Consider the following 23,917-nt stretch of genomic DNA (forward strand, 5'->3'; position numbering starts at 1 on the left):
TCAGGCGACGCGACCCTGCATCGTTGCAGGTCACTGTGTCGTGGTCCGGATGGTCGGCTCTCGGGGAGCCTCCCGGTCACCGTTGCTGGGCGGGGCGGGTACCTCGCGCTCCACCGCCACGGCGATCTGGTCCCCAAGCTCTCGGGTCAAGTATCGCCCAGCACCTGGAAGGACCGCCACGGCCGCCGCCTCGACCGCGGCGGCTGCCTGCGCCTCGCCGAGGTGGTCGAGCAGCAGGGCGGCCGACAGCACGGCGGCGACCGGGTTGGCCCGGCCCGTCCCGGCGATGTCCGGGGCCGAGCCATGCACCGGCTCGAACAGCGACGGGCCCCGACCCTGCGGGGAGCCAGGCCCGAGCCCCCCGGACCCCCCTGATCCCACCGGGGAGCCAGGCTTGAGCCCCCCGGACCCCCCTGATCCCACCGGGGGGCTGTGCTTGAGTTCCTCGGACCCCGTGGCGGCCCTCCGCCCGGCCTCCCGATCGCCCGGATTGAGGTTGGCGCTGGCGGCGGTGCCGAGGCCCCCGGCGACGGCCGCGCCCAGGTCGGTGAGGATGTCGCCGAACAGGTTGTCGGTCACCACCACGTCGAAGCGGCCCGGGTCGGTAACCAGGTACAGGCAGGCCGCGTCGACGTGGGCATACTCGAGCCGCACCCCGGTCTCCCCGGCCACCTCGCGGGCCGTGCGCGCCCACAGCCCGCCCGCGTGGGTGAGCACGTTGGTCTTGTGCACCAGGGTGAGCACGCCGTCGCGCTCCAGGGCCCGGCCGGCCGCGTAGCGCAGGCAGCGCTCGACCCCGTAGCGGGTGTTCAGGGACTCCTCGGTGGCGACCTCGGCCGGGGTGCCCTGATGGACGGTGCCGCCAGCCCCGACGTAGGCGCCCTCGGTATTCTCGCGCACCACCAGCAGGTCGATGTCGTCCGGCCCGGCGCCGGCCAGTGGTGAGGCGACCCCTGGGTAGAGCTTTACCGGCCTGAGGTTCACGTAGAGGTCGAGCTCGAACCGGAGCCGCAGCAGCAGGCCACGCTCCAGCACCCCGGGCGGGACGTCGGGCCGGCCGACCGCGCCGAGGAGGATGGCGTCGACCTGCCCGAGCTCCTTGAGCACGGTGTCGGGGAGGACCTCGCCGGTGGCGAGGTACCGGTCGGCGCCCAGGTCGAACTCGACCCAGTCGACCCCGAAGCCGAGGCGCGCGCCGGCGGCGTCGACCGCCTTGCGCGCCTCGGCGACCACCTCGGGGCCGATGCCGTCCCCGGGCAGCACGGCCACCACATGGGAGCGCGACGGCCGGCTCAGGCCGTCGCCGTGGATGCCTGGAGCGTCCCCCGCAGGCGGGCTCCATGCGGGTTCGCGCGAAGCGCCCATCAGGCCTCCGTGCCGAACACGCGGCCGAGGGCGGCCCGGCGCTCGCGCTCCTCGTCGGCCGGGTCGGGAGCGGTCGAGTCGTGCGCGGCCGCGTCGGTGGGGCCGACGCGCACGGCGAACACGCGGGCCAGGGCGGCATGCGTCTCGCTCGCGGGCGCGTGCCGCGTGGCGATGGGCTGGCGGGTCATGCTGGCACTCCTTGGGTGCTGACCGGTTGGGGACGGGACGGGGCGGTGCGGGCGAGCCGGTTCACCGCCTGCAGGTAGGCGCGCGCCGAGGCCTCCACGATGTCGGTGGCCACGCCGCGCCCGGTTACTCGGTTCCCCTGCGGCGTCTCGACCTGCACGGTGACGTCACCGAGGGCGTCGGTCCCCCCGGTCACGGCCGAGACGTGGAACTCGACCAGCACCGCGTCGATCCCGACCGCCTTGGCGATCGCGGCGCAGGCGGCGTCGACCATGCCGTCGCCCACGGCCGACTCCTCGGCCACCCGGCCGTCGTGGCTGAGCCGGACCGTCGCGGTCGGCGACATGACCGTGCCGCCCGCCACCTGGAGGCCGACGAAGCCCCACGCCTCCTCGTCGGCGAGCACCTCGTCGGCCACGATGGCTTCGAGGTCCACGTCGGTGATGCGGGTCTTGCGGTCGGCCGTCTCCTTGAAGCGGGCAAAGGCGCGGGCGAGCGCCTCGCGGTCCAGCTCGAACCCGAGCCGGCGCAGCGCGTCGTCGACCGCGTGGCGACCGGAGTGCTTGCCGAGCACGATCTGGCTGCCCTCCTGGCCGACGGCGGCCGCGTCGATGATCTCGTAGGTGCCTTTGTCGGCCAGCACGCCGTGCTGGTGGATGCCGGACTCGTGGGCGAACGCGTTCTTGCCCACGACCGCCTTGTTGTACTGGACCGGGTAGCCGGTCAGGCGGGACACGAGCCGGGAGGCCCGGGCCAGCTCCTCGGTGCGCACGCCGGTCTCCACCCCGGGGAACTGGTCGGGGCGGATGCGCAGCGCCATCACGACCTCCTCGAGCGCGGCGTTGCCGGCGCGCTCCCCGATGCCGTTGACGCACACCTCGACCTGGCGGGCGCCGGCCTGCACGGCCGCGAGCGAGTTGGCGGTGGCCAGGCCCAGGTCGTTGTGGCAGTGGCAGGAGACCACGTAGTCGCCGGCCACCTGCTCGCGTACGTGCCGGATGAGGGTGCCGAAGTCCCAGGGGATGCCGTAGCCGACCGTGTCGGGGATGTTCAGGGTGGTGGCGCCGGCGTCCACCGCCGCCTGCAGCACCTCGAGCATGAAGTCGACCGGGGTCCGGGTGGCGTCCTGGGGGCTGAACTCGACGTCGTCGGTGTGCTCCCGGGCCCGGCCCACGCCGCCCCGGGTCTCGGCCACCACCTGGGCCGGGGTCATGCGCAGCATGTGCTCCATGTGGCTCGGGCTGGTCGAGATGAACACGTGGATGCGCGCCTGCTGGGCGTCGCGCAGCGCCTCCCAGCAGCGGTCCACATCGGCCAGCTGGGTGCGCGAGAGCGCGGCCACAGTCGACCCCTTGACCGTGCGGGCGATGCCCCGTACGGCCTCGAAGTCGCCCTGGCTCGCGACCGGGAACCCGGCCTCGATGACGTCCACGCCGAGCCGTGCCAGCTGCTCGGCGATCTCCAGCTTCGCCTTGGCGTTGAGGTTGATGCCCGGGGACTGCTCGCCGTCCCTCAGGGTCGTGTCGAAGATCGTGATCCGCTCGGCCACTGCCGAATCCCTCCAGTGCGTGCTCCGCTTCCGTCTCCTGTCGCGCCGTGGGGGTCTCCGTGAGGCAGCCGGCACAAGGCCGCCCCACGGCAGCGAAGGATGAGGAGGCTGCGGCTGTGCACGGAGGTCGTCCGGATCACGCCCCTGCTCCTGGTTCGGCTGGGAGGTGGATGAAGGTGCCGTCGTGGGCGCCGATCTCGTCCACCACCCGTTCCAGGACGCCGGTGGGTATGCCAGCGTCCACGGTGAGCGCCATCAGGGCTTCGCCGCCCTGCTTGCGTCGTCCAACTTGCATGCTTGCGATGTTCACGCCGGCCGCGCCGAGGATCGTGCCGACCCGGCCGATGACACCCGGGCGGTCCTCGTAGAACAGGAACGCCATGTGCTCGCTGGGGGCCATGTCGAGCTCGATGCCGTTGACCGAGACCAAGCGCTCGGCGTCCCGCGGGCCGACCGTGGTCCCGGCCACGCTCACCGGGCCCCTGGGGCCGTCGCCGGAGAGCGTGACCAGGTTGACCCAGTCGCGGCTCTGGCCGGTGCGCATCTCGGCCACCTCGATGCCGCGCTCGGCCGCCAGCAGCGGAGCGTTCACGTAGGTCACCGGTTCGTGCACGACCGGGGTGAACATGCCCTTGAGCGCGGCCAGGTTGAGCACCCGGGTGTCGTGGTCGGCGAGCTTGCCGACGTACTCGACGGTGACCCGGCCGCCGCCGACGACCAGGGCCCGGCCCCCGGGGCCCCCGCCGGTGAAGGCGGTGTAGAGGCGGCCCAGCTTCTCCACCAGCGGCAGGAACGGGCGCAGGGCGTCGGGCACCGGTCCCGCGTCCACGTTGACCGCATTGGGCACGAACTGGCCCGACAGCGCGAGGATGAGCTGCTCGGCGATTGCCAGGCCGGCCTTGTCCTGCGCCTCGGCGGTGGACGCCCCGAGATGGGGCGTGACCACCACCTCGTCGACCTCGAACAGCGGGCTCTGGGTGGTCGGCTCCTCCACGAACACGTCCAGGGCGGCGCCGGCCAGGTGGCCGGCCTCCACCGTCTTGGCCAGCGCCAGCTCGTCGACGATCCCGCCCCGGGCCGTGTTGACCAGGCGCGCGCCCGGCTTCATGGCGGCCAGCTCGCGGTCGCCGATCAGCCCGGTCGTCTCCGGGGTCTTGGGCAGGTGGATGGTCACGATGTCGGCCCGGGCCAGCACCTCGGCCAGGCTGGCCAGCTCCACCCCCATCTGGGCGGCCCGGTCGCGCGAGACGTACGGGTCATAGGCGATCAGTCGCATGCCGAAGGCGTTCAGGCGCTGGGCGACCAGCGCGCCGACCCGTCCCAGGCCGACGATCCCGAGCGTCTTGCCGTACAGCTCGGCGCCCTGGAAGCGCGACCGCTCCCAGTGGCCCTCACGCAGCCGGGCGTGGGCCTGAGGGATGTTGCGGGCCTGGGCCAGCACCAGCGCGACGGTGTGCTCGGCAGCCGAGATCACGTTGGACTGGGGCGCGTTGACCACCAGCACCCCGAGGCGGGTGGCCGCAGCCACATCGACGTTGTCCAGGCCGATCCCGGCCCTGCCGACCACCTTGAGGTTGCGGCCCGCCTCGAGCACCTCGGCGTCGACCCGGGTGGCCGAGCGCACCACCAGCGCGTCGGCACCGGCGACCTCGCCGAGCAACTCCTCCCGGGTCATGGCCGCCCGGACGTCCACCTCGTAGTGGGCGCGCAGCAACTCGACGCCGGCCTCGGCCAGCGGTTCGGCGATCAGGATCCGGACCATCGAGTCAGACTACCCCGAATCCCCGACCCGGGGGCTACCGCCTTCGGCTCCTTGGGCCCCCGGACCCTCCTCGGGCCGCCGCAGCCAGGACATCATGCCCCTGAGGGGCCGGCCGGTCCGCTCGATCTGGTGGTCGCGGCCGGCCTCGCGCAGGCGGGTGAAGTTGGGCCGGCCCTGGTCGTCCTCTGCGATCCACTCGCGGGCGAACTCGCCCGAGCGGACCTCGGCCAGGATGCGGCCCATCTCGGCCCTGGTCTCGTCGGTGACGATCCGCGGCCCGCGGGTGTAGTCGCCGTACTCGGCGGTGTCGGAGACGGAGTGGCGCATCCACGACAGCCCGCCCTCGTAGAGCAGGTCGACGATCAGCTTCAGCTCGTGCAGGCACTCGAAGTAGGCGACCTCGGGCTGGTAGCCGGCCTTGACCAGGGTCTCGAACCCGGCCTGGACGAGCGCGGAGGTGCCGCCGCAGAGCACCGCCTGCTCGCCGAACAGGTCGGTCTCGGTCTCCTCCTGGAAGGTGGTGACCAGCGCGCCGGCCTTGGTGCCGCCGATGGCGCGCGCGTAGCTCTTGGCCACGTCCCACGCCTTGCCGCTGGCGTCCTGGGCCACCGCCACCAGCACCGGGGTGCCCTGGCCCTCCTCGAACTGGCGGCGGACCAGGTGCCCGGGCGCCTTGGGAGCGACCATGGCCACGTCGACCCCGGGTGGCGGGGTGATGTAGCCGAAGTGGACGTTGAACCCGTGGGCGAAGAACAGCGCGTCGCCCTGCTTGAGGTTGGGGGCGATGTCGGTCTCGTAGAGGTGGCGCTGGACGGTGTCGGGCACCAGCACCATCACGAGGTCGGCCCAGGCGGCCGCCTCGGCCGGGGAGGTGACCGCGAGCCCGGCCGCCTCCGCCTTGGGCCTGGATGCCGACCGCTCGCCGAGCCCGACCCGGACCTCGCAGCCGGAGTCCCGCAGCGAGAGGGCGTGCGCATGGCCCTGGGAGCCGTAGCCGAGGACCGCGACCTTGCGGCCCTGCACCAGGCCGAGGTCGGCGTCGTCGTCGTAGTAGATGGTGGCCATCAGTGAACCTCCGGGTGTTCGTCGGGTGGGTTCGGGTGCTCGCCGGGTGGGTTCGGGTGCTCGCTCGGGGGTCCGGGGGGGCTTTCTGCCCCCGATCACACGTTCTGCCCCCCGATCACACGGCGACGACAGGAAGTGCATGCCGCTCGCATCATGCCGACCGGGGCACGCGGAGGACTCGGTCGGTGATGCCGCGGTTGCCGCGAGCGAGGGCCACGCGGCCGGTGCGGACCAGCTCGCGCACGCCGTACGGCTCGAGCATCTCGAGCATGGCCGCCACCTTGGCGGGGCTGCCAGTCGCCTCGATCGTGAGCGACTCCGGAGCGACGTCGACGATCTTGCCCCGGAACACCTCGGCCAGCTCGATGATCTGGTAGCGGACGGCCGGGTCGGCCTTGACCTTGATGAGCAGCAGCTCGCGCTCGACCGCGCGGCCGGGCTCCAGCTCGACGATCTTGAGCACGCTGACGAGCTTGTTGAGCTGCTTGACGACCTGCTCGAGGGGGCGCTCGGCGCAGTCGACCACGATCGTCATCCGGCTCACCGAGTCGTCCTCGGTCGGGCCGACCGCCAGCGACTCGATGTTGAAGCCGCGCCGGCTGAACAGGCCGGCGACCCGGGCCAGCACCCCGGGCTTGTTCTCGACCAGCACGGACAGGGTATGGAAGCTCATGCGGTGCGCACCTCCCGGCCTGTCGACTCGTCGGCCTGCGACTTGCGCTGCTGCAAGCTCATGCGGTGCGCACCTCCCGGCCTGTCGACTCGTCGGGCTGCGACTTGCGCTGCTGCAAGCTCATGCGGTGCGCACCTCCCGGCGGGTTGCGGCGGCCTGCTCCTCGGGGGAGAACTCGGGGCCGAGGATGATCTCGTCGTTGGGGCGACCAGCCGGGACCATCGGGAACACGCCCTCGTGGGCGTCCACCCGGAAGTCGACCACGGTGGGCACGCCCTCCACCCCGAGCGCCTTCTCGAGGGTCGCGTCGACGTCCTCGGCCCGGTCGCAGCGCAGCCCGACCCCGCCGTATGCCTCGGTCAGCTTCACGTAGTCGGGCACGTCGAAGCCGAGGGCGACCTCGGAGTAGCGCTCGTCGTAGAACAGCTCCTGCCATTGGCGGACCATGCCGAGGTGGCCGTTGTTGAGGATGAAGACCTTGATCGGGATGCGCTCCACGGTGCAGGTGGCCAGCTCCTGGGCGGTCATCTGGAAGCAGCCGTCGCCGTCGATGGCGACCACCAGCTCGCCGGGCCGGCCCACCTGGGCGCCCATCGCAGCCGGGACCGCGAACCCCATCGTGCCCAGCCCGCCCGAGTTGATCCACGAGCGGGGACGCGAGAAGCGGAAGAACTGCGACGCGTACATCTGGTGCTGGCCCACGCCGGCCACGACGACCGCGTCCCCGCTGGTCAGGGCCGAGACCCGCTCGACCACGTACTGGGGCTTGAGCGGGCCGTCGGGCCGCTGGTCATACCGGTACGGGAAGCGCTCCTTCCAGTCGGCCATGGCCCTGCGCCAGCCGCCGGTGTCGCCCGGCCCCTCCTCGGCCACGACGGCCCGGTAGGCGGCCACCAGCTCCTCGAGCACGAGTTTGACGTCGCCCACGATGGGCACGTCGGCCGCGCGGTTCTTGCCGATCTCGGCTGGGTCGATGTCGGCGTGGACGATCCGCGCCTTGGGCGCGAACGTGGCCAGGTTGCCGGTCACCCGGTCGTCGAAGCGGGCGGCCAGGGCCACGATCAGGTCGGCCTCCTGCAGGGCGGCGACCGCGGCGTAGTTGCCGTGCATGCCCGGCATGCCAAGCGCCAGGGGATGGGTGTCGGGGAACGCGCCCCTGGCCATCAGCGTCGTGGTGACCGGGGCCTGGGCCGCCTCGGCCAGCTCGCGCAGGGGCTCGTGAGCGCCCGCCTTGATCACGCCGCCGCCCACGTACAGGACGGGCCGGCGCGCCTGGCGGAGCATGGCGGCCGCCTCGCGCACCCGCTTAGCGTGCGGACGGACGGTGGGCCGGTAGCCGGGCAGGTCGATGGACTCCGGCCAGGTGAACTCAGTGCTGGCCTGCAGCACGTCCTTGGGCAGGTCGACCAGGACCGGTCCGGGCCGCCCGGTCGAGGCGATGTAGAACGCCTCGGCAACCGCCCCCGGGATGCGGGCCGGGTCGGTCACCAGCTCGTTGTGCTTGGTCACCGGGATGGTGATGCCGGTGATGTCGGCCTCTTGGAACGCGTCCGAGCCGATGTTGCCGCTCGGCACCTGCCCGGTGATCGCCACCAGCGGCACCGAGTCCATGTAGGCGTCGCAGAGCGCAGTCACCAGGTTGGTCGCGCCCGGCCCGCTGGTGGCCATGCAGACCCCGACCCGCCCGGTCGCCCAGGCGTACCCCTCGGCGGCGTGGCCTGCGCCCTGCTCGTGGCGGACCAGGATGTGGCGGACCGAGGACTCGCGCAGCGGGTCGTAGGCGGGGAGGATGGCGCCCCCGGGAAGCCCGAACACGACGTCGACGTCGCATCGTTCCAGGCTGCGGATGAGGGCCTGTGCTCCGGTGACCTTCACTGCTCGACTCCAGTCGCTGGTGGGACGGCTTCCTTGGGCAAGAAAAAAACCTCCTGCCACATTGGCGTAGGAGGCTTCGCGCGGACCCGGCGTTGGGTCCGCGCTAGGTGATAAGTACGAGGTTCAGCTGACAGGGCATCCGGGCCTCTGCACTGGTCGGCGGCACTGCTTGGCATGGTACCTGACCTGTCAACCTCGTGGGGACCCAGGCCGCTGGCGCTGGCGTGAACTCTTGGGCACGATTGGGCACGATCTGGAGCCCCGGGGTCCCAGCCACGCAGGCCAGGACGCCGCCCCCCATGCCGTACGGCCGACCCCGCCCCACCGACCCGCCGATCCGCCGTCCTGCCGACCTCCCGTCCCGCCCGCCTCAAAGGAGCCGCCCGATGCGCGCACTGGTCGCCGATCCCTCCGCCTCCCCCGCGCTCAAGCTCGACGACGTGCCCGAGCCGTCCCCGGGCCCGGGCCAGGTCCTGGTCAGGATGGAGGCCGCCTCGATCAACCGGGGCGAGATCCGCAGCGCCCGCCGGCAGCCGCCCGGCACCGTGATCGGCTGGGACGTGGCCGGGACGGTGGCCGCGCTCGGCGAAGGCGTGCGCGAGTTCGACGTCGGCCAGCGGGTCGTCGGCCTCAACGAGCGTGGCGGCGCGTTCGCTGAGCTCGTCCCGCTCCCCGCCGAGTGGACCGCGCCGCTACCCGACGCGTGCGACCCGGTGCTCGCGTCGACCCTGCCGGTGGCCGGAATCACCGCCGTAGGCATCCTCCGCCTGGCCCGTGTGCACGCCGGCGACCGGGTGCTGATCACCGGCGCGGCCGGCGGAGTCGGTCAGCTCGCCGTACAACTCGCCCGCGAGGCCAAGGCGACCGTCACCGGCCAGGCCGGGAGCGAGGAGCGCGCCGCGGCGGTCCGCAAGGCCGGCGCCGAGACGCTCGTCCACCCGGGCGACGGGTCGGACGTGGACGGCCAGTTCGACGTCGTGCTCGACGGCATCGGCGGGCCGATGCTCGGCCCGCTGCTGCGCGCGACCGCGCCCAGGGGTCGGGTGGTGGTCTACGGCAACTCAGCCGACGCCGAGTCCACCTTCCGGGTCGAGGACTTCTACGGCAAGGGGGTCGTGATCTCCGGCTTCCGGATCTTCGCCAGCGTCGCGCCCGACCAGGCCGTGCGGGACCTGGCCAACCTGGCCGACCAGGTGGTCGCCGGCAAGCTCGACGTGCGCGTGCAGGCGACCGCGCCGCTGGCCGACGCGCTCGGTCTGGTACGCGACCTCTACGACCGCAAGGTGACCGGCAAGGTGGTCATCACCGGAAACCCCTCAACCGGCAGTCCTCCGTCCATGTGAGGGTAGCTCGGCGTCGCCGACCTGCAGGCTCCGAGGTCCAGACGGTCGCCGTCCTGCCGCCGTCGCTCACCAGCGGTGGCAAGCCTTGCAGCTGGTCAATCCGGGTCCAGCGAGCCCCCTCCTCGTGCAGCGGCCGTTTCGCGTAGGCCCGAAGGCCATTGAGCAACTTCGCCGAGCCCTCGCCGCATGCGACCTGTCATTCGCCAGAAGGAGTTGAATCCGTACGCACAGGGATCCCCGAACGGACGCGCTCACCGCCCCGCCCTCTCACCGCCGGCTAGGCCAATCGTGGATTTGCGCTGGAAGCTACGGGGAGGCCTCCTCCATTGCGCTGCCATGGCGCCGGACCACCCGAGCGTCCCTCGCCCCAGGAACACGTGCCGGGCGGGATCGGTTGCAGGCCGCGGTCAGGAGGGCGACGGCCCCGCAGCGGTGCCAGACGGGCTGCCCCGTCCCGGCTCGGTGGTGCCGCCCCGTCCCGGCTCAGGGTCGCCGCGTCCCGGCCCGCGCTCGAGCATGCGGGCGAGCCGGTCCCCGGTGTAGCCGAGCTCGGCCAGCACGGCCTCGGTGTGCTCGCCGAGCAGGGCGGCGGCAGCCCCAGGGCGGCCGGGGTGGCCGACAGCGTGACCGGGGAGCGAACCAGGGGCAGCGGGCCGGTCGGGTGGTCGACCTCGGCGACCAGCCCGACCTCGCGGACGTGGGCGTCGGCGAAGACCTGGTCGACGGTGTTGACCGGGGCCACGGGCACGCCTTGGCGCTCGAGCTCGGCCTGCCAGTGCGCCGCCGGCTCTGCCGCGAGGGCCTCCTCGAGCGCTCGGGTGAGCTGGACGGCGTGGCCGACCCTGCTCGCATTGTCGGCGAAGCGCGGGTCGTCGGCCAGGTCGTCCCGACCGAGCACGGCGCAGAGGCGGCGGAACTGGGCGTCGTTGCCGGCGCCGATCATCATCGCCCCGTCGGCGCACGCGTAGGCGCCGTACGGGGCGATGTTGGGATGGTGGTTGCCCATCGGCTCCGGTACCGAGCCGCCGATCAGGTAGTTGGCGGCCTGGTTGGCGAGCAGGGCGATGGTGGTCTCCAGCAGCGGCACCTAGGTCGGCGCTCGGCCCGCCCGACCCCGCGCCGCGGATCGACGCCCAGACCAGGCCGGGGTGCCGCTCGAGGGCCACGTCCGGGTCGAGCCCGAGCCGCTCGAGGTGGCGGGGCAGGAAGTTCTCGACCACCACGTCGGCGCCGGCCAGCAAGCGGTCGAGCGCCTCCCGGTGGTCGGGTCGGCCAAGGTCGAGCACGACCGACCGCCGGCCGCGGTTGACGCTGAGGAAGTAGGCGGCGTCGTCGCCCCGGAACGGCGGCCCCCACCTGCGGGTGTCGTCACCGGTCCCGGGCCGTTCGACCTTGATGACGTCGGCACCGAGGTCGGCGAGCACCATCGTTGCGTACGGCCCGGCCAGCACCCGGGACAAGTCGAGCACGCGCACCCCGTCGAGCGCCCGGGGTGCCGCCGGCGGTGCTGGCGGCGGCGCCGGCCAGGCGGGACGCTCGTCGCTCACGGTGATCCTCCTGTGGTCGGACGGGACCGGCCTGCCGGGCGGACGGGACCGGGCCGCCAGCGGACGGGACGGCCTGCCGGCGGACGGGACCGGGCCGCCAGCGGACGGGACGGCCTGCCGGCGGACAGGACCGGCCTGCCGGCGGGCAGCCCTTGTCCCGCGGTGCCGATCGGTCCTCGGCCCGCCGGGCTGGCCTCCGCCAGCCCGGCGGCGTCACCGTACGCGCTGTCGCTCCCGAGGTATCCCGTTGACGTAGGACGAGGCCGCCCGCCAGGCTCGGGCGGCCACCAGGCGGCCGAGCACCCTGCCGACGAGGTCGCCGTCCCGGAAGTGGATGCCGCCGTAACGGCGTGACCGTCCGGCCTGGTCGGCGGCGTCGGTGAAGGTGGGCCAGGACAGGGTGACGGGGGCGGCCGGCACCAGGCCGGGCTCGACCCGGGAGCTGCCGGCCAGGACCGTCACCGACGCGTCGAACACGTCGCGGCCAGTGAACCTGGCCAGGATCTCGGCTCCGGCCGCGCTGTAGGTGCTATGCCCGGACACGTACTCGGCGAACGGGGGCGTGTCCAGGTAGGGCTGCCACTCCTCGCCCTTGACCAGCCGGGTGCCCTGGCCGGGACCGGCCCAGGCGGCCACCTTCTCTCCCGCGAACAGGAACTGCACGGCGGTGATCGGGCGGACGGAGTCGAACCTCCGCTTGGCGTCCCAGGCCGCGATGCCGGCGTCGAGGAGCGCGCCGGTGAGCGAGAAGAACAACACCACGTCGTCGCCGAGCCCGTGCCCGTCCCGCTCCGACACGTACTGGGCGAACAGGCACCAGTGCCCGGGCGGCAGCTCGGAGCCGGGACCGTCCGCCCAGTACTCGGCGATCACCTTGGTCTCGTCGTGGAGCTCCGCGCTGTCGGCCAGGATCTGCTCGGCCTGGCGGAGGAAGCCGGGACCAGGATGCTGCTTGGGGCCGAGCCGTGGGCGGAGCTCGGCGCCCGAGGCGAGCGCGAACGGGGTGATCAGGGCCCAGTGGGGAGCGAGGTGGCGTTGCACCACGATCCCGCCCCGTCCGTCGCTCACCCGGAGCGGCTGCCACCGGTTGGGGTCACGGACGACGTCCGGGTCGTTGACCGGCCGGTAGCCGGTCCAGTCGCCGTACGGCTCAGGGTGCAGGTCGCCGAGCTGGTTGGTGCCGTCGCCGTGGCGGAAGCCGAGCACCGTGCGCGCCGCCAAGTCGCCGATGCCGCTCGGCGTGGTGTCGTCGTCGACCTGGGCCGGGTCGTGGCCGAGCCGGGCCATCAGCTCGTCGAAGGTTGGCGCCTCGGACGGGAACAGGTCGACCAGGACGCGGTGGGCGGCGAAGCTGAGCGCCTGCTCGCGGCTGGCGTCGGTCCGCTCCGCGTCGGGCCGACGCAGCAAGCCCCCCAGGCGGGTGCCCACCGCGACGTCGTCGTAGCAGGCCCAGGCGTCGTAGATGGCCGTGTGCAGGATGGCGAGGGCGCGGGCGGCGATCGGCGGGCCGGGCCGGGTGGCGCGGATCGCGCGCAGGGCAGCACGGTTCCATGCCACGACCGTGGTTCGGCTCATCGTCAGCTCCTTCGAGGAGCGGCAACGCCAAGGCCGCCCGCGCGACGCGGGCGGGGCAAGGAAGGCGGCTTGGCCGCACGGGTGGCGGCAGGGCCGCTTCAGGTCGTGCCGGCAGGCGTTGCCAGCCGGATGGGAGTAGGACCGGGGCAACCGACGCTCGGTTGCTACTCAACCTCCTTGCACTGCTGATCGACGTCTGCGGGACGGCTCCCGCAGGAACCCATACTCTTGCAGTCGAACGACTGCTGCAGCCGCAACCCTACCCCCTGGACGGTTACGGCCCCAAACAGCTCAACGATCACGATTGGGTGTCATGCGACCGGGCACGGCCACGTCCGGCACCAGCGCGCGCACGTGGCCTTCGCCGCCCCCGGCCGGGACGCGGTCGACGCCTTCTACGCGGCAGCCCTGGCCAACGGCGGCCGCGACAACGGCCCGCCCGGCCTGCGCCCCGAGTACCACCCGGGCTACTACGCCGCCTTCGTGCTCGACCCCGACGGCAACAACGTCGAGGCTGTCCACCACGACCGGAGCTGACTGGGCGATGCCGAGCTTCCTTCCCGGGACTGCGCTGGCCAGGGCGACCTACGAGGCGGCGGTGCGGCCGATCCTGGACCGCGAGCTTCCCGGGCTGCCGCACGCGGCGGCGCTGATCGGCCGCGGGTCAGGCCGGTGTCTTGGCCGGCGGCGCCGAGGGTCTGGCCAGCAGCCGCCCGGCCAGGACGGCCGTGAACACCAACGGCACGGTCACCGCGACCCGCTGCACGATGCCGTTCCAGGGCTCGAGCACCTCCGACCAGAACACGGCCAGCAGCGCGGCGGTGGCCAGCGAGGCGGCCACCGCCGGGCCGCGAAGATGCGACCAGTCCGGGTCGCCGGCGAAGCGTCTGGCCAGCAGCAGCGGGGCGGCCAGGAGCGCCGCGTACACGATCCCGCTGGCCAGGTCGTGCCCGTGGTTGTGCCAGGACTGCCCGGCGGCGGCGCCGGGCGGGTGGAGCAGCATGCGGTCCCGGCGCAGCAGCCCGGCCGCGACCGTGCCCAGCCCGGCGCAGCGGACCAGCCAAGGTCCGGGCCCGGACCGCCCGGGCCCGCCGAGCGCCTCCGCGAGGGCGGAGCCGAATGCGGTCGTGCAGGCGCCGAGGGCGAGGAAGCCGGCAAGCATGATCTCCGGGTCACGGGCGTCGGGCGCGGCCAGCCCGCTCAGGTGCTCCCCGGCGATGGAGTAGCCACTCTGACGGAGCGTGCTGGTGACCCAGGCCGCGGTGAAGGCCACCGGCCCGGCGATCCCGCAGGCGGCTCGGAGGCGGAACCCGGCGGCGTCCATACCGGGATGCTACCGCGGGACCGGGATGCCGCCGCGGGCGCGGGATGCCGCCGCGGGCGCGGCACGCGCCCGCGGCCTGGTCAGGGTGCGGGGACTCGAACCCCTGACGCGCTGGCTGGATGCCGACGCGGCCGCCTCGGCACACCCTGTCCGATGACACCCTGTTCGGTCACACCCGCCCAGAGCTGGACAACCGAGCCTGAACGGAGCAATCTCGCCTGTCAAGAGCTTGCTGTGGTTCTTCCTGCGCCACTTGATCCATGTTCGGCGCAGCGCCGCGGGCGACCGCCTCGGCACTTGAAGACGTCGGCCCTCCCAGATTCATGTCCAACGGGAGTCATCCGGCCGGCCGGCACCCGCCCTACCTGCAGGACCGGGTGAGGCAACGTCGAGAGGCCCACGCCCCGGCCTATGATCGGTTCGTGACCGGCACCCGCCCACCTGCAGCAGCCGAGTGAGGTAGCGTCGAGAGACTTGTGCCCGGCCTATGATCGCTTTTTGAAGCGTCCTGCACCCTCCACCACTGACGCCCAGGACCTGTCGGCGTCGCAGACCGACCGGCGGGGTCCCTGGCTGCGGCCAGGATGCAGGGCTAGAGGCGCGGGTCGACCGGCTCGCTCTCGAGGGCGAGGACGCCGAAGACGCACTCGTGGACCCGGTGGAGGGGCTCGTGGCGCACGAAGCGCTCGAGGGCCTCGATACCCAGGGCGAACTCGCGCAGGGCCAGGGAGCGCTTGTGGCCGAGGCTGCGGGCCCGGAGGCGGTCGAGGTTGGCAGGCACCGAGTACTCGGGGCCGTAGACGATCCGCAGGTACTCGGGCCCGCGGCACTTCACGCCGGGCTGCGCGAGGCCGCGGCGACCGCGGACGATGCCGTCGAACGGCTTGACCACCATGCCCTCGCCGCCCGCCGCGGTCAGCTCCTCCCAGAACGCGACGCCTCGGGACTGCGACGACGGGTCGGTGGTGTCGACCACGAGCGCGCGGGTGGGCACCACGACCCGCCCGTCCGCGGCGGCGAGACGGCCAAGCACGTCGAGGTGCCAGCCGTGGTCGCGCTGGGCGTGGAGCCGGCCCTCGCCGGCCAGGACTTGGAACGGCGCAAGCCGCAGGTCGTCCACTGACGCCACCGGCCAGCAGTACCGGCCGTACGCGTCCACGAAGCGCCCGGCCAGGGCCACCCGCTCGCGCTGGCGGCCGAGCAGCCCGGCGACCGCCTCGGCCTCCGGCCCGGCGACCGGGCCCGGCGGCCCGTCCCGTGGGGCGCTCGCGCGCCGTTCCGCCGCGGGCTCGTCCCGTGAGGCGGTCGCGAGCCGGTCCGCCGTCGCCTCGAGCGCCTCGACGCTGGCTGCGAGGCCGGCCGTGGCGGCGGCTCCGACCGCAGCGTACTGGCGGCGGAGCAGCTCCTCGGCCTTGACCGACCACGGCATCAGCTCCGCGTCCAGGCAGACCCAGTCGGTGCTGAGCTCGTCCCACAGGCCGCTCGCAGTGAGCGCGGCCCGGACCCGTTCGAGCAGCGCGGCCTCGAGCGCCTGGTCGGCGAAGAACGGGCGACCCGTGCGGGTGTGGACGATGCCGGCCCGGTCCCACTCCGCCTGAAGCGCGGGAGGCCCGTCTGGCTGAAGCGCGGGAGGCCCGCTTGCCTGAAGCGCGGGAGGCCCGGCGACCCCGAAGCGGCGGCGGGCGGCCTCGGGGTCCCGGCAGCAGACGACCACGGCCCGCGAGCCCATGTGCTTCTCCTCGCACACCACCTTGGCCACCCCGTCGTGCCGGTAGGCGGCGAACGCCTGGGCCGGGTGCTCGAGCAGCCCGGGAGCCTGGCTGGTGGCGGTCGGGGCCATGGTCGGCGGCAGGTAGACGAGCCAGCGCGGGTCGGCGGCGAAGCGGCTCATCACCTCCAGGGCGGCGCGGGCGTGCTCCTCCCGGACGGTCACCGAGCTGATCAGGCGGGTGGTCACGATCCGCTTGCCGAGCACGTCCCCGAGCCGGAGCAGGGGGCCGGCGCTCACGCTGCCTGAAGCGCGCCAGGCCGGCCCGCCGGCATCGCCGGAGGCCGGGCTGCCGGAAGCGCGCGAGGCCACGCTGCCGGAAGCGCGGGAGACTGGGCTGCCGGAAGCGCCGGAGGCCGGGCTGCTTGAAGCGCGCCAGGCCGGCTCCGGCGCGACCGCCCGGGGGTCGCCCGGGTCCGCCACTCCGGGCGGGAGCAGCGGCCGGACCGGCTCGTACCAGGTGCGGGCGGCCGGGACGTCGACCAGCTCGCGCTCGGGCCAGCGCAGGGCGGTCAGCCGGCCACCGAATACGCAGCCGGTGTCCAGGCAGATCGTGTTGTTGTGGAACCGGGCCTCGGGGACCGGGGTGTGGCCGTAGGCGACGAGCGCCCGGCCGCGGTAGTCGTCAGCCCACGGGTAGCGGACGGGCAGGCCGTACTCGTCGGTCTCCCCGGTGGTCTCGCCGTAGAGGGCGAACGAGCGGACCGCGGCCGATGCCCGGCCCTGCATCTCCGCACGCATGCCTGCGTGGGCGGCGACCAGGCTGCCGCCGTCCAGCACGAGGTGGCTGACCAGCCCGTCAAGGAACGCCTTGACCTGCTCGACGAACTCCGGCGGCTCGGCCTCGAGCTGGGCCAGGGACTCGGCCAGGCCGTGGGTCTTCTGCACGTCCCGGCCCTGCAGGGCGCGCAGCAGCTTGCTCTCGTGGTTGCCGGGCACACACAGGGCGTCGCCGGCGGCGACCATGCCCATGACCAGCCGGAGCACCCCCGGCGTGTCGGGGCCGCGGTCGACCAGGTCGCCGAGGAACACCGCACGGCGGCCATGCGGGTGGCTGGCGCCGGTCGCTGCGCCGCCGGGCCCGGCGGCCAGCTCGTAGCCGAGCTTGGCGAGCAGGGCGGCGAGCTCTCCGACGCACCCGTGCACGTCGCCGATGAGGTCGAACGGCCCGCGCTCGTCTCGCCGGTCGCTCCAGGACCGTTCCCGCTCGACCACGGCCTGCTCGGCGTCCTCGGGGCTGCGGAGCACGAACACCCGCCGGATGCCCTCCCGCTGGAGGGAGCCGAGGGAGCGGCGCAGCACGGCCCGCTGCCGGCGGATCACCCGGGCCGGCAGGTCGCGGTCGGGCCGGGCCGCGTTGCGCTCCACGCACACCCGCTCGGGGAGGTCGAAGACGATCGCGACGGGCAGGACGTGGTGCTCGCGCGCGAGCCTGACCAGCGAGCGGCGCGCCTCGGGCTCGACGTTGGTGGCGTCCACCACGGTGAGCCGGCCGCCGGCCAGCCGCTTGCCTGCGACGTAGTGGAGCACGTCGAACGCGTCCGGGGTGGCGGCCTGGTCGTTCTGGTCGTCGGCCACGAGCGCCCGGCAGGCGTCGGAGGAGAGCACCTCGGTGGGCTTGAAGTGCCGCGCCGCAAAGGTCGACTTCCCGGACCCGGAGGCGCCCACCAGCAGTACGAGCGACAGCTCGGGCACGGCGATCCTCACCGCTGGAACACCCCCATCTGGGTGGGCGGGCCGGCCTCCGGGTCCTCGGGACCGACGGGCAGGAAGCGGACCGCGTAGCCGTGCCCGGCGGCGACGGCCTCGGCCCAGGCGCGGAACTCCGCCCTGGTCCACTCGAAGCGGTGGTCGCGGTGGCGCAGGGTGCCGGCTGGCAGCCCGAAGCGGGGGTTGTACTCGACGTTGGGGGTGGTCACGACCACGGTGGGTGGCCGGGCGGCGCCGAACAGGACCTGCTCGAAGGTGGCGAGCCGGCCCGGGTCGAGGTGCTCGACGACCTCGACCACGGCGGCGGCGTCCCAGCCGGCCAGCCGCTCGTCCTGGTAGGTGAGCGAGCCTTGCTCGAGCCGGACCCGCGCCCGCTGGGCTGGCGCCATCCGGTCCAGGTGCAGGCGCCTGGCGGCCGCCTCGAGCGCCCTGAACGACACGTCGACGCCGAGGACCTCGGTGAACTGCCCGTCGCGGAGCAGCGCGGCCAGCAGCTTGCCCGAGCCGCAGCCGAGGTCGAGGATCCGGTGGGCGCCGGCGGCCCTGAGCACGGCCACGACGCTGCCGAGCCGCTGCTCGGCCAGGCTGATGCGCTCCTCGACCTCCTCCTCGGCGCGGTCGTGCTGGGCCTCGACCCGGTCCGGGTCGGCCTGGTCCTCGTCGGTGATGCGGGCCAGGGCCTCCCGGGTCAGGCGCCGGTCGTGGACGAGGTAGCGCCGCACCACCAGGTCGCGCTCCGGGTGGGCGGCGAGCCACTCGCCACCCCGCCGCTGCAGCTTGTCGATCTCGTCCGCGCCGACCCAGTAGTGCTTGTCGTCGTCGAGCACCGGCAGCAGCACGTACAGGTGGGCGAGCAGGTCGGCCAGGCGGACCGTGGCCTGGCAGGCCAGGCGCACGTAGCTGCTCGCACCCCAGGCCGGGAAGCGCGGGTCGAGTGGGAGCGGCTTGGCGCTGACGGCGTAGCCGAGCGGCTCGAACAAGCGGCGCACCAGGCCTTCGCCGCCCCGGCAGGGCACCACGGGCAGCTCGGCCCGGAGCGGGATGGGGGTGGCGGCCAGCTCCGGGCGCTCCTTGCTGCGCCCACCCATGGCGGTGCCGAACGCCCGCGCGAGCGCGACGCTCATGAACGACGAGGCCACGTAGGGCCGGTCGTTGACGTACCTGGCCAGCAGCAGGTCGTTGCCTGCCGGCCCGGTCCGGTCCCGCACCAGGCCGACCGGGTCGACGTCGAGCAGGAGCGCGGCCGTGCACCGCCCGGGCTCCGCCTCCGGGTAGAACACGTGGGCGGCGCCGAAGGACAGCTCGACCGACTGCACCCTGGCCGGGTTCTTGTGCAGCAGGTAGCCGAGGTCGGTCGCCGGCCGATGGGTCGTCGTGAGGGTGAGCAGCATTTGGCCTGATCCTAGCCCTGCCAAGCACGCTGGCAACGAGATTACGCGCTCCGCCCACGTCGCCGTCGTGCCACCCCCGTGCCACTACGCCCGGCCGCCGGATCCTCTGGGCCGAGCGCAGCCGCCTCGACCAACCGATCCAGGGCTGCCGCGATGGCCGCGTCCCGACCGCCCATCACATGCTGGTAGCGCAGGGCCACGGTGACCGACGTGTGACCCATGCGCTCCATCAGCTCCCGGGTGTTCGCCCCAGCGGCGATCGCGAGCGTCGCGGCGGTGTGGCGGAGATCGTGGAAGCGCAGCCCCGGCACGCCGGCCGCCAGCGTCGCGGGCATCCAGACCCGGTTGTAGAAGTGGCTGTGATCGAGGAACCCGCCGGTGGAGTTCGTGAACACGAGCCCGTCAGGATTCGGCTGGGCGTGGTGGTCAAGGTGCTCGGCGAGGGCGGCGGCGGCCACGTCGGGCAGGGTCACGGTGCGCCTGCCGGCCTGGGTCTTCGGCGGACCGACGATGAAATGGCCGTTGACCTCGGTGACCTGCTCGGCCACGGTGACGGTCCGGTGCAGCAGGTCGGCGCGCTGGACACGCAGGCCGACCAGCTCGCCCCAGCGGAGCCCGCCGTAGGCAGCCAGCAGGACCAGCGCCCGGAAGCGCGGAGCAACCACGTCAGCCAGCTTCGCCACCTGCGCCACCGTGGCGAACTTCATCTCCGGAGCGCGCTCGCTGCCCGCGCCCCTGATGACACAGGGGTTGTGCGGGAGATACCCGCCCTGCACCGCGCTTGCGAGGATGCGGCTCAGCAGCCGGTACGCCTTGGCGATTGTGTTGGGGCTCAACTTGCCGGCGACCCGCAGCTCGGCCAGCCAGGTCTGGACCGCCATCAGGTCGATGCTGGCCAGCGATGTCGCCCCGAACGTGGGTAGCAGGAAGCGACGCAGCAGGTAGGCGTACAGGTCGCGGGTGGTCGGGCGCAGCGTGGTGATGGTCTGCTCCCACCGTTCGGCCCACTCGGCGAAGGTGACCCGGCCGAGCTTCGGGTCGGCCCAGGCGCCCCGGGTCAGGTCAGCCTCGACCAGCGCAAGGTAGCGGGTGGCGTCGGCCTTGGTGGTGAACGTGTTCGGGCCGGTATGCGGCGTGCCGTGCAGGTCGCGGTAGCGGACCTGCCAGCGCCCGGAGGCCAGCCGGCGGACCGAGCCGAACACTCGGCGCTCGCGCTTGGCGGCCATTGCTAGGCTCCCCGACGCCAGGAGCGGGCCGGCGCTGGCAGCACCATCCGCTCAACGCGGCCGGCGGCGACGTAGTTGATGAGGTCGTGCTCGGCGATGCGGACGTGGCGGCCGAGCTTGGCGTAGGCGATGCGCCGCTCAAAGATCAGGCGGCGGACGAAGCGCGTCGAGGTCCCCAGGCGCTCGGCGGCCTGCTCGACGGTCAACAGCGTGTCCAACTTCGGTGTCCTCCCCCGGCGGGCGAACGGTCAGGCGGCGGTCGGCGTGGTGGTGTACAGCTCCTCGCGGGCGATGCGGCGCCGCTCCCTGGCGCGGGCGGCGGCCGACAGGGCGAGCCAGGTCTCGCCTTCGGTGGCGTAGCCCGCACCGACGTAGGCCCAGGTCGCCAGCACCACCACGGCGGCATCCTCGGCGGCGTCCTGGTCGTGGTCGCCGAGGGGGGTGAGGTCGCGCCGGCGCCGGCGGAGCGCGTAGGCAACGCGGGCGCGGCGGATGGCGGTCATCGTGGTGGAGTAGCGGCGGCTCTTGGTCGCGAAGTGGCCGCCGAAGCCGAGCAGGTGCGCCCACTGGCGAAGGCGGAGCTTCGCCAGGCCGGGGCGGTCGCCGAGGCGCCAGGCGGCGTGGACGAGCTCGGCGACGTGGGCGGGCGCGTCGAGGCGGTCGAGGTCGTCGGGGCCGAGGCGGCGGTCTAGGCGGGCGCCGAGGGCCTCGGTGCTCTTGGTGACGTACTTGGCGAGGTAGCCGGCGACCGTCTCGGCGCTGGTCTCCCCCGGCTTCGGCGCGGGTAGCCGCCGGAGGTCGAGCTGGTCGCCCCACACGGCCGCCCGCATGGGGGTGGCGGAGTCATCGCCGAGGGGCGGCACAGGCGCGAACACCCGCGCGGCGGCCTGCCTGACGGCCTGCTCGAGCAGGTCGGCGGTGAATCCGGGTGGGGGTGGGGCGACCCGCCCGGGGTCGTCCTCCGGGGGCGCGGCGTCCAGGCGGATGACGGCGTGCAGGTGGATCGCCCCGCGGCGCTGGAACTCGGCCACCTTCACGAACGCCGGTCGGACGGTGGCGTTGCACTCAGCCAGGGTGAGCCCCGCGAGCTGGGCCAGGGCGCGGCGGAGGTACTCGGTGGTGCGCCGCCACAGCTCCGGGGCGAGCGCGTTCCACAGCACCTGCCCCTCCCCGTCGTAGCACTGCGGGCAGATCGGCTCGCCGAGGGCCTGGTCCTCGGCCTCGTGACGGTGCCAGCAGCCCGCCCGCCGGCCGTGGGCGCAGACCCGGCCCTGCCGGTAGGGGTGGCAGGGCAGTACGAGCCGGCCCTGGGTCTGCCGGGTGTGGACCCGCCCGAAGCTGGGGGCGGTGAAGGTCACGAACAGCCGGGGATGCGCCGCGACGGTGGCGGGGACGCCCTTGCCGCCGGCCAGGCCGGCGCTCACCAGGTGGTAGGTGTCGGCCTGATGGACCGCCGAGCAGGAGGGGCAGCGGGAGGCGAGCCGGTTCCCGCACGCCTTGAGCAGCACCCCGTCCGGCTCGGCATCGGTGGAGTAGACCTGGCGGACCTCGCCGGTCTGCTGGTCGGCGTGCTCGACCCGGCCGGCCAGGCGGATGGGATGCGAGCAGTAGCCGGCCTGGGCGACCAGCTCGGCCCACCGCTGGTAGCCCGGCCCGGCCCGGTCGATGACCTCAGCGAGCACCCCAGGCAGGACCTCGCCCATCGCGACCGGCTCGGTCATGCGGGCTCGTCCACGATCCGCAGCGTCGGCCGCTCCGCCGGCCGAGGCGCGCGGAGGGCTTCGGCGCGGCGGGCGATGGTGGCGAGCTGCTCGTCGTCGAGGTAGCAGGCCCGCAGCCGGGTCGGCACGCCGCCCTCCTGCAGCAGGTAGCCCACCCCGCGGATCGCCGGGTCGATCGTCGCCGCCGAGTAGCCCTGGCTCGCCCAGCCGCGCCCGAGGATGGTGTCGGAGGCGTCGGGGGTCGAGCAGCGCAGCGCCCAGCGGAACCCGAACAGGTCCCGCAGGTAGCTCGGCACCACATCCGCCGAGGGCTTCTGCGTCGTCGCCACCGCGACCATGCCGCCGGCGCGGCCCCGGGCCACGAAGTCGCGCAGCAGGACCGAGAACTCCGCGTTGGCCTTGCGGTTGGGGCCGTTGGTGTAGAAGGCCAGCTCCTCCACCCCGACCAGGTGCAGCGCCAGCCCGTCGCCCTCGGTGACCTTGCGCGCCTGGTTGGCGAGCAAGGTCAGGTAGCGGTCGTCCAGCTCGGCCAGCAGCGCGCGCAGCACGTCGATCGCCTCGTCGACGTTGGGCCCCACCAGCCGGGCGGTGCAGCCCTGCCACACCGCCAGCTCCACGAGCTTCGGGTCAAACAGCGTCAGCCGCACGCCAGGGTCCAGCGCGCCGACCGCGATCAGGAGTTGGAGGATGGAGGACTTGCCGGCGTCGGGCTCCCCGCCGAGGAGCAGGTTGCGGTAGGGCAGGGTGACGGTGACCTGGGTGCCGTCCTCGTCCAGCCCGACCGGGACCGGCGCCCACAGCGAGCACGACTCGCGAGCCGTCCAGGGCCAGGGGATCGGGCGGGGGTCGGCGAGCGGGTCGCGGCGCAGCACCACCACCCGGGCGTAGCGGGCGCTCTCCGGCGCCCGGGTGACCCGGACCTCCCGCACCGACAGGAACGCCGCGATCCGCTCGGCGGCCTGCTCCACGTCGGGGACCTGGCTGCCGGCGGGGATGCGGACGCGGAGCTGCTCGCCGGCGCGGGTGAGCGTGCAGCCGGTGACGCGGGGGACGCGGTCGTTGCGGGTAGCGAGGTCGGCGTGGCGGCAGGCCAGCGCCCAGCGGCGGCGCAGGTGGGCGCGGTACAGCAGCCGGGCCAGGTGCTCCCGCGTCCACGGCACGGCCGCCACGATGACGGCGGCGGCCAGGATGATCGCGTCGGCGGCCCAGCCGACGCGGCCGACCAGCCAGAAGTAGGCGACCGCGAGCAGGCCGATCAGGGTCAGCTCGACCCGATAGGCCCAGGCGGGGCGCGCCAGGCCGGTGAACAGCCAGTCCGCCGGGCGGTGGCGGATGACCGGTTCGGTGATGACCGGGGGTGTCTCGGTCCAGGCGCCCCAGCCCACCGGATGCCGATAGCGGTCGTTGGGGTGGCCCCAGGTCACGATGCCACCCCCTCGGGCATCGGGTCCGGGTCGTCGGTCGCGGGCGCAGCAGGAGGGGTGGCGGTGTGCTGGTCGGCCTGGTCGGCGGCAGCCACCAGGGCGGCGGCCAGCTCCCGCAGCGCAGCCGAGGGACCTTGCACGGTGACATACAGCGGGCCGGCGTCGTAGCGGACCGAGCCCTGCCAGGTCCCATCGTGGGCCGGCCAGGCGTCGGGCTGGTAGTCGGTGCCGGGCTGGGCGAGGAGGGTGGCGTGCAGCGCCGAGGGTCGGCGAGGATGGGCGGGCGTCATGGGGCTCCACTCCTTGATGCGAAGGCCGGGCGTTAGCAGCGCCCGGCTGTGTGTGGGTGGAGGGGACCGGGCCGTGTCCACGCGGTGTCGCCGGTCCCCTCCCTCGCGCGAAGCGTCTAGGGC

Annotated in this window: 19 protein-coding genes and 2 pseudogenes; 2 read left to right on the forward strand and 19 right to left on the reverse strand. The window is 73.7% G+C overall.

The window, feature by feature from the left end; all coding sequences use genetic code 11:
• Window positions 1–30: 30 nt before the first annotated feature.
• From VG276_15090 to VG276_15125, 8 genes and pseudogenes are all read right to left on the reverse strand, one after another.
• Window positions 31–423 (reverse strand): isocitrate/isopropylmalate family dehydrogenase, encoded by a 393-nt coding sequence (locus VG276_15090; GenBank protein HEV8650685.1) that lies wholly within the window; start codon window positions 421–423, stop codon window positions 31–33.
• Between the two features lie 63 nt (window positions 424–486).
• Window positions 487–1,296, reverse strand: a pseudogene (locus tag VG276_15095) (3-isopropylmalate dehydrogenase).
• Between the two features lie 68 nt (window positions 1,297–1,364).
• A complete protein-coding gene (locus tag VG276_15100) occupies window positions 1,365–1,553 on the reverse strand; it encodes a hypothetical protein (GenBank protein HEV8650686.1) in 189 nt (62 codons plus the stop codon).
• Entirely contained in the window at window positions 1,550–3,100 is a 1,551-nt protein-coding gene (locus tag VG276_15105) for a 2-isopropylmalate synthase (GenBank protein ID HEV8650687.1), read from the reverse strand. Before VG276_15105 ends, VG276_15100 begins: the two co-directional genes overlap by 4 nt.
• 136 nt (window positions 3,101–3,236) lie before the next feature.
• Entirely contained in the window at window positions 3,237–4,862 is a 1,626-nt protein-coding gene (gene serA, locus VG276_15110) for a phosphoglycerate dehydrogenase (GenBank protein HEV8650688.1), read from the reverse strand.
• Window positions 4,863–4,871: 9 nt separating this feature from the next.
• A complete protein-coding gene (ilvC, locus tag VG276_15115) occupies window positions 4,872–5,930 on the reverse strand; it encodes a ketol-acid reductoisomerase (protein HEV8650689.1) in 1,059 nt (352 codons plus the stop codon).
• 148 nt (window positions 5,931–6,078) lie between these two features.
• Window positions 6,079–6,600, reverse strand: coding sequence for an acetolactate synthase small subunit (gene ilvN / locus VG276_15120; protein HEV8650690.1), 522 nt, complete (start codon window positions 6,598–6,600; stop codon window positions 6,079–6,081).
• A gap of 120 nt (window positions 6,601–6,720) precedes the next feature.
• Entirely contained in the window at window positions 6,721–8,475 is a 1,755-nt protein-coding gene (locus VG276_15125; GenBank protein HEV8650691.1) for an acetolactate synthase large subunit, read from the reverse strand.
• A 386-nt stretch (window positions 8,476–8,861) separates the two neighbouring features.
• On the opposite strand from VG276_15125, the gene VG276_15130 reads away from it, so the two are divergent.
• The gene (locus VG276_15130) at window positions 8,862–9,818 is read left to right on the forward strand and encodes a zinc-binding dehydrogenase (protein HEV8650692.1); all 957 of its coding nucleotides are present in this window, start codon (window positions 8,862–8,864) and stop codon (window positions 9,816–9,818) included.
• 277 nt (window positions 9,819–10,095) lie between these two features.
• Here the strand turns inward: VG276_15130 and VG276_15135 are convergent, their stop codons facing one another.
• From VG276_15135 to VG276_15145, 3 genes and pseudogenes are all read right to left on the reverse strand, one after another.
• Entirely contained in the window at window positions 10,096–10,905 is an 810-nt protein-coding gene (locus tag VG276_15135) for a CoA transferase (GenBank protein ID HEV8650693.1), read from the reverse strand.
• Between the two features lie 13 nt (window positions 10,906–10,918).
• A pseudogene (locus VG276_15140) lies at window positions 10,919–11,365 on the reverse strand (CoA transferase).
• Window positions 11,366–11,578: 213 nt separating this feature from the next.
• On the reverse strand, window positions 11,579–12,940 hold the full coding sequence (locus VG276_15145; GenBank protein ID HEV8650694.1) for a phosphoesterase: 1,362 nt from the start codon (window positions 12,938–12,940) through the stop codon (window positions 11,579–11,581).
• Window positions 12,941–13,237: 297 nt separating this feature from the next.
• Between VG276_15145 and VG276_15150 the strand changes: the two genes are divergently transcribed.
• Entirely contained in the window at window positions 13,238–13,477 is a 240-nt protein-coding gene (locus tag VG276_15150) for a VOC family protein (GenBank protein HEV8650695.1), read from the forward strand.
• 127 nt (window positions 13,478–13,604) lie between these two features.
• On the opposite strand, the gene VG276_15155 is transcribed toward VG276_15150, so the two are convergent.
• The 8 genes from VG276_15155 to VG276_15190 form a co-directional block, all read right to left on the reverse strand.
• The gene (locus VG276_15155) at window positions 13,605–14,264 is read right to left on the reverse strand and encodes a DUF998 domain-containing protein (GenBank protein HEV8650696.1); all 660 of its coding nucleotides are present in this window, start codon (window positions 14,262–14,264) and stop codon (window positions 13,605–13,607) included.
• A gap of 592 nt (window positions 14,265–14,856) precedes the next feature.
• Complete coding sequence (locus VG276_15160) at window positions 14,857–17,733, reverse strand: polynucleotide kinase-phosphatase (GenBank protein HEV8650697.1); 2,877 nt, start codon at window positions 17,731–17,733, stop codon at window positions 14,857–14,859.
• A 2-nt stretch (window positions 17,734–17,735) separates the two neighbouring features.
• The gene (locus VG276_15165; GenBank protein ID HEV8650698.1) at window positions 17,736–19,133 is read right to left on the reverse strand and encodes a 3' terminal RNA ribose 2'-O-methyltransferase Hen1; all 1,398 of its coding nucleotides are present in this window, start codon (window positions 19,131–19,133) and stop codon (window positions 17,736–17,738) included.
• Window positions 19,134–19,174: 41 nt separating this feature from the next.
• Window positions 19,175–20,359 carry a tyrosine-type recombinase/integrase gene (locus VG276_15170; protein HEV8650699.1) on the reverse strand — a complete coding sequence of 395 codons (1,185 nt, stop codon included), beginning with the start codon at window positions 20,357–20,359 and terminating at the stop codon, window positions 19,175–19,177.
• 2 nt (window positions 20,360–20,361) lie between these two features.
• On the reverse strand, window positions 20,362–20,577 hold the full coding sequence (locus VG276_15175; GenBank protein HEV8650700.1) for a helix-turn-helix domain-containing protein: 216 nt from the start codon (window positions 20,575–20,577) through the stop codon (window positions 20,362–20,364).
• Between the two features lie 30 nt (window positions 20,578–20,607).
• Entirely contained in the window at window positions 20,608–22,080 is a 1,473-nt protein-coding gene (locus VG276_15180) for a replication initiator (protein HEV8650701.1), read from the reverse strand.
• Window positions 22,077–23,504: an FtsK/SpoIIIE domain-containing protein gene (locus tag VG276_15185; GenBank protein HEV8650702.1), complete on the reverse strand. Its 1,428-nt coding sequence runs from the start codon at window positions 23,502–23,504 to the stop codon at window positions 22,077–22,079. Before VG276_15185 ends, VG276_15180 begins: the two co-directional genes overlap by 4 nt.
• Window positions 23,501–23,794: a hypothetical protein gene (locus tag VG276_15190; protein ID HEV8650703.1), complete on the reverse strand. Its 294-nt coding sequence runs from the start codon at window positions 23,792–23,794 to the stop codon at window positions 23,501–23,503. Before VG276_15190 ends, VG276_15185 begins: the two co-directional genes overlap by 4 nt.
• Between the last annotated feature and the right edge of the window lie 123 nt (window positions 23,795–23,917).

The sequence above is a fragment of the Actinomycetes bacterium genome (assembly GCA_036000965.1).
Classification (GTDB): domain Bacteria; phylum Actinomycetota; class CALGFH01; order CALGFH01; family CALGFH01; genus DASYUT01.